Source organism: Micromonospora sp. NPDC004336 (genome assembly GCF_053602615.1).
In genome coordinates this window covers 1-5,147 of sequence record NZ_JBSGDY010000276.1, presented here as the reverse complement: position 1 = coordinate 5,147, position 5,147 = coordinate 1, and the positions used below count along the sequence as shown (strand labels likewise).

The 5,147-nt window shown below is 73.2% G+C and carries 5 protein-coding genes; 4 read left to right on the top strand and 1 reads right to left on the bottom strand.

What is annotated here, in order from left to right:
• Positions 1–299 precede the first annotated feature (299 nt).
• Positions 300–1,802, top strand: coding sequence for a B12-binding domain-containing radical SAM protein (locus ACWENR_RS29525; protein WP_452280225.1), 1,503 nt, complete (start codon positions 300–302; stop codon positions 1,800–1,802).
• A gap of 117 nt (positions 1,803–1,919) precedes the next feature.
• Here ACWENR_RS29525 and ACWENR_RS29520 read toward each other — a convergent pair whose 3' ends face one another.
• Positions 1,920–2,591 (bottom strand): TetR/AcrR family transcriptional regulator, encoded by a 672-nt coding sequence (locus ACWENR_RS29520; protein ID WP_452280224.1) that lies wholly within the window; start codon positions 2,589–2,591, stop codon positions 1,920–1,922.
• Between the two features lie 147 nt (positions 2,592–2,738).
• Between ACWENR_RS29520 and ACWENR_RS29515 the strand changes: the two genes are divergently transcribed.
• The 3 genes from ACWENR_RS29515 to ACWENR_RS29505 all read left to right on the top strand — a co-directional run bounded on the left by ACWENR_RS29515 (position 2,739) and on the right by ACWENR_RS29505 (position 5,092).
• The gene (locus ACWENR_RS29515) at positions 2,739–3,848 is read left to right on the top strand and encodes an oxidoreductase (RefSeq protein WP_452280223.1); all 1,110 of its coding nucleotides are present in this window, start codon (positions 2,739–2,741) and stop codon (positions 3,846–3,848) included.
• Between the two features lie 87 nt (positions 3,849–3,935).
• Positions 3,936–4,529 (top strand): hypothetical protein, encoded by a 594-nt coding sequence (locus tag ACWENR_RS29510; protein WP_452280222.1) that lies wholly within the window; start codon positions 3,936–3,938, stop codon positions 4,527–4,529.
• 5 nt (positions 4,530–4,534) lie between these two features.
• Positions 4,535–5,092 (top strand): copper resistance CopC family protein, encoded by a 558-nt coding sequence (locus ACWENR_RS29505; protein WP_452280221.1) that lies wholly within the window; start codon positions 4,535–4,537, stop codon positions 5,090–5,092.
• Positions 5,093–5,147 lie beyond the last annotated feature (55 nt).

The following is a 5,147-nucleotide window of genomic DNA, read 5'->3' as shown; positions in this document are numbered from 1 at the left end:
CACGCACCCGGCCCGGGCCGGGTGCGTGGCGCCGTACGGGGTCGTGCCCGTGGTCCGGCGCTGCGGTCCGTCGCCGGCCGCCCGGCCGGCAGCGGTCCGGCGGCCGGACCCGCGGGCGCGGCGTCCGGGCGGGAGGGACGCGGCGTCCGCGACTCGGCGGGCGCGGCGTCCGGCGTGGACGGACCGTCGGCGCCCGCCAGCCGCGCCACGGTCGACCATCCGCTTGACATTTGCGTTGCAAAGCGGGCCGGAGCCCACACATTCTTGTTGGTCACTTCAAAAGCAGATAGTATCCCGTCATGGGTCTTCGTGACGTCAGCGTGCTGCTGCTGTACCCGCCGAACCAGACCGCTCCCGGCACGGTGTGCAAGCCGAACGGCTCGCTCGCGTACCCGAACCTGGGTGGCGCCCTGCGCGAGCACGGCGTCCACGTCAGCGTCTTCGACGCCTGCGTGGGAGCGGGCGACGACCCGCTCGACGACATCTTCGCCAACCCCGTTCCGCTGCCCAGCGGGTTCCTCCGCACCGGCGTCAGCGACGAGCGGATCCTCGACGTGGTGCGGGACTCCGACATCGTCGGGATCACGTCGATCTTCACGGACCAGGAGTCGATGGTCCTGCACTGCGCGCGGCTGATCCGGGCGGCGTTCCCGGAGAAGATCCTCGTCTCCGGCGGGGTCAACGCGCGGTCGCGGCTGCCGCAGTTCTTCGGGGCCGGCTTCGACGTGGTCTGCCTGTCCGAGGCCGAGCACACCATCATCGACATCGTCGAGGTCGTCCGGCGGTCGGCGCGCCCGAGCTTCGCCGACATCCACGGGGTCGCCTTCCTCGACGACGGGCGGATCCGGGTCAACCCCGCCCGCGCCCAGGACGTGGTGTGGGACCTGGACACCCTCGCCATGCCGGCCTGGGACCTGCTGCCCAACGAGCGGTACTGGACCATCGCCCGGCCGCACTCCGGCCTCTTCGAGCCCGGCGCCGAGCTGCGCTACGCCACCATGATGACCTCGCTCGGCTGCCCGTTCCACTGCGCGTACTGCCACATCGCCGGCGAGCAGGAGGGCAGCATCAGCGGCCCGATCGGCAAGTTCCGCGTCAAGTCCGACGACCGGGTGCTGGCCGAGATCGAGACGCTCAAGGGCCTGGGCGTCGACAACGTGTTCATCGAGGACGACTCGCTGCTCGGCGACAAGCGGCGCGGCCTGCGGCTGCTGCAGAAGATCCAGGGCGCCGGGGTCACCATCTGCGACCTCAACGGCATCAACCTGATCCACCTCCTCAAGCGCTGGAAGCCCGACCACGAGGTCCTCGAGGCGATGCGCCAGGCGGGCTTCACGCAGATCAACATGCCCTTCGAGTCGGGCAACCTGCGGATCATCCGCAAGTACGCGAGCAACAAGCTCAACATCGAGAAGGCCGACCTCAGCGGGCTGATCGTCGCGATGAAGGAGTACGGCTTCCAGATCTACGGCAACTACATGATGGGCTACCCGGACGAGACGCTGGAGGAGATCGAGACGACCATCCGGCTCGCCAAGGAGCACGTCTCCTACGGGTTGGACGCGGCGAACTTCTTCCTCGTGGTGCCGCTGCCCGGCGCCCCCCTGTTCGACATGGCGATCGCCGGCGGCCACATCAGCCCCGACTTCGACCCGGACACGATGAACATCTACCGGGCCAACATGACCGGCACGCTCGTCCCCGGGGAGGTCCTGGAGGAGCTGCGTCACCGGGCCTGGGACGAGGTCAACTCTCCGACGTGGAAGAACGCCAAGAAGGCCTGGGCGGCGACGGTCGGCTGACCGCCGCCGGGCACCTTGGCGCGGCCACCGGCGGCCGGGCTCCCGGAGCGGCCACCGTCGGCCGCGATCGGGGGCAGCGGTAGCCGTCGTCGCCCTCCGGGTCGCCGCCCGCCGCCGTCACCGCCGGTTCTTCCTGGCCGGCGGGGGCTCGTCGGTCGCGGCCGGGCGACCGGCCCGTGCGGCCGGGGAGACCAGTTCCCCGGCCCGCGCGGCGGCGAGGACGATCCGCGCGGTCCGGTCGGCGAGCGCGTCGTCGACCGGTTCCCCGGTGACCAGCAGGCGGAAGTGGACGGGCGCGGCGAGCGCCTCGAACACCGCGACGGGGTCGGTTGCGACGGGCAGCTCGCCCCGCTCGACGGCGCGGCGGACCAGCGGCTCGGCGCGGCGGAACCGGTCGGCGAGGAGTCGGCGACGGGCCTCGGCGATCTCCGGCAGGCGCCCGGCGTCGGAGTGCGTCGCGGCCTGCACGGCGGCGCCCAGCGGGCCGGCCATGCTCCGGACCAGCGCCCGGGCGAGGGCGTGCAGGTCGGTCTCCACGTCGCCGGTGTCGACGACGGGGATCTCGGCGGCGAAGTGTTCGGCGAGCGCGTCGACGACGAGCGTCTCCCGGTCCTTCCACCGTCGGTAGACCGTCGTCTTGTGCACCCCGGCGCGCTGGGCGACGGCGTCGACCGTGAGTTCCGCGTACCCCCTGTCGAGCAGCTCGGCCAGTGTCGCGGCGCGTACGGCCGCCTGGACCTTGGGTCCGCGCCCGACGGGCGGCGTGGGGGAGGGGTCCCGTCCCGGCATTATTGCAACTCCAAGTTGCGATGAGTCGATCGTCTCTGGCACGCTGCAGCCTATCGCAACTCCGAGTTGCGATCTGGGTCGGTGCCGTCCGGCGTGCCGCGGCCTCGCCCGGCCCGCCGCCGGACCGTTCGCGTACTGGAGGAAGCCATGACCCGTCAGCCCCGCATCAGCCCCCCGAGATCCTCGGCCGGCCGGAACCGGGGGGCGGCGTGGACCCCTGCCGCGCTGCCCGACCAGTCCGGACGCCTGGTCGTGGTGACCGGCGCCAACAGCGGCATCGGCTACGTCACCGCGCGGGAACTCGCCCGTCACGGCGCGCACGTCGTCCTCGCCTGCCGCAGCCGCCGTCGCGGACTGGAGGCGCTGGACCGGCTGCGCGCCGAGGCGCCCGGCGCCAGCGTCGAACTGCGCCGGCTCGACCTGGCGGATCTCGCGTCCATCCGCGACTTCGCCGCCGAGTGGGACCACGGGCCGCTGGACGTACTGGTCAACAACGCCGGCGTCGCGATGGTGCCGTTCGCCCGCACCGTCGACGGCTTCGAGTCGCAGTTCGGGATCAACCATCTCGGCGCCTTCGCGCTCACCGGGCTGCTGATGCCGCGCCTGCTCGCCGCCCCCGAGGCGCGCGTGGTCACGGTCAGCAGTGAGGGTCAACGCTTCGCCCGCTTCGACCTGGGGAACCTCAACGCCGAGCGGCGCTACCGCGCGGCCTTCGCCTACGTGCAGTCGAAGCGGGCCAACCTCTACTTCGCCACGGAGCTGCAGCGACGCGCCGACCGGGCGGGCAGCGCGCTGCGCAGCCTCGCGGTGGCGCCCGGACTGACCCGCACCAACGTGCTCACCGGCGGGGCCAACAGCGCCCGCGGCGGGTGGTACGCCACGGCGGCGCGACTGCTCGTGCGGTACGCCTTCCGGCCGACGCCGGAGGGCGCGAAGACGTCCCTCTACGCCGTGACCGTTCCCGACCTGCCGGGCGGGAGCTACATCGTGCCGGACGGGCCGTTCCAACTGCGGGGGGAACCCGTCCGGCGGGACCGGGAGCGCGCCATCCACGACACCGTCACCGCCGACCGGCTGTGGCGGCTCTCGGAGGAACTCACCGGCGTCCGCTACCCGCTTCCCCCGACGGCCACGAGCCCGGCGGCCGCGAGTCCGGCGGCCGCGAGTCCGACGGCTGCCGGCCGGGGCGGCCGACGTCGCCGGGGCGAATGGACGGTGAGCAACCTCAGAGTCACGCTCCGGCGATTTCGCTTCTAGCGTGGAGGGACACCTTCCGGTGTGGACATCGCGCCCATCCGCTTCCCGGCCGAGCCCGCACCCTGCCGACCCGGCTCTGGAGGACCCATGACAAGCACCGCGCGCAAGGCGTCGCCCGGCCTGGTGGCGTCGATCAACGGCCGGTACCACCGCCCGGCGCTGACCCTGTACCTGGCGGTGGTCGTCGCGCACTGGGCGGAACACCTGGTGCAGGCGTACCAGATCTGGATCCTCGGCTGGCCGCGCCCGGAGGCGCGCGGCGTGCTCGGGATGCCGTTCCCGTGGCTGGTGAGCTCCGAGTGGCTGCACTACGGCTACGCCATCGTGATGCTGATCGGCCTGTTCCTGCTCCTGCCCGGCTTCACGGGCCGGTCCAGGGCCTGGTGGACGGTCGCCCTCGCCCTGCAGTTCTGGCACCACATCGAGCACGGTCTGCTGCTCGTGCAGGCGCACAGCTCCTTCCGGCTGCCGGGCTCGGCCGAGCCGACCAGCCTGCTGCAGCTCATCGTCCCCCGCGTGGAGCTGCACCTGTTCTACAACTCGGTGGTCTTCGTCCCGATGGTGATCGCCATGTACCTGCACCTGCGCCCCAACGCCGAGGAGCGGGCCGCGGCGCGGTGCTCCTGCGTACGCCGGACCGACGTGCCGGCCTGGCGCGGGCCCGTGGCCGCCGCCGACTGACGCCGATGTCCACCACCGGACGGATCTACGCCGGCGCCGCCCTCACCGTGGCGGCGCTGGTCGCCGTCCTCGCCGTCGCCGGCCGGATCGACTCCTCGTCGACCGCGGCGTCGAAGGTCGAGGTGGTCTCGGTCGACCCGGCCGACGGCGCCGTCCTGCCGGGCGCGCCGACGGCGGTACGGATCCGCGTCGACGGCCGGCCGGACGCCGGCCGGTCCCACATCTCCGCCTACGACGCGGACAGGTCCCTGCTCAACCAGGGGGAGCTGACGGTCGAGGGTCGGGACGGCCTCGCCCAGACGGTGCGCGTCACCGGAACCGGTGAGGTCTCCGTCGCCTACCACGTGGTCACCGTCGACGGCCGCGACGCCTCGGGCATCGCCCGGTTCACCGTCGGCGCGGCCGGCGACGAGGCGGCGGCGCCCCCGCCGGAGCCGCCGGCCCACGCCCACGGGATCGATCCCGTCGGCGCGGCGCTGCTCGCCGTCGACGGCCTCGTGCTCCTCGCCGCCCTCGTGCTGCTCATGCGGCGCCCCTCCCGCAGCGACCCCGATCGGGCCTGAGCCCGCGCCCCGCGTCGCGCCACCGGTCCCGGTTCCGCCCGCCCGGCCCGTCCAC